This is a genomic window from Paenibacillus sp. CH40 (genome assembly GCF_024213605.1).
GTDB classification, from domain to species: domain Bacteria; phylum Bacillota; class Bacilli; order Paenibacillales; family Paenibacillaceae; genus Paenibacillus; species Paenibacillus polymyxa_B.
In genome coordinates, this window is the sequence record NZ_JANAVQ010000036.1 from 1 (window position 1) to 471 (window position 471).

Here is a 471-nt window from a genome sequence, read left to right on the forward strand (position 1 = left end):
GCAGCCTATCCGCAGGATCAAACGCTAAGTGCACTGTTCGAGCAGCAGGCAGCGAAAACACCGGATCAGGTGGCAGTGTTGTGCGGAGCGGAGTCGTTGACCTACGCGGAGCTGAATGAGCGTGCCAACCGTCTCGGACGTACTTTGCGTGCCGCAGGTGTTGAACCGGATCAGCCCGTGGGCATTTTGGTTCACCGTTCGCTGGACATGATCGTAGGCATCTACGCGATCCTCAAAGCAGGCGGAGCCTACGTGCCCATCGATCCAGAATATCCGGCGGACCGCATCCGCTTTATGCTGGAGGATTCGGGTGCGAAGCTGATACTGACGCAATCGCATTTGGCGGAGCAAGCCTCACGGAGTTTCGACGGCCAGGTGCTGGTGCTGGATCGTTATGAGCAGGATGGCCAAGACATTTACCACAAAGACGGTTCGAATCTGGAGCCACTGGCTGGCCCGCACCATGTAGCC

Annotated in this window: 1 protein-coding gene; it reads left to right on the forward strand. The window is 58.2% G+C overall.

The genetic code is table 11. The features are described 5' to 3' along the window. The coding region (locus NLX73_RS24860) for an AMP-binding protein (protein WP_254327613.1) at positions 1–471 on the forward strand (471 nt) is incomplete at both ends.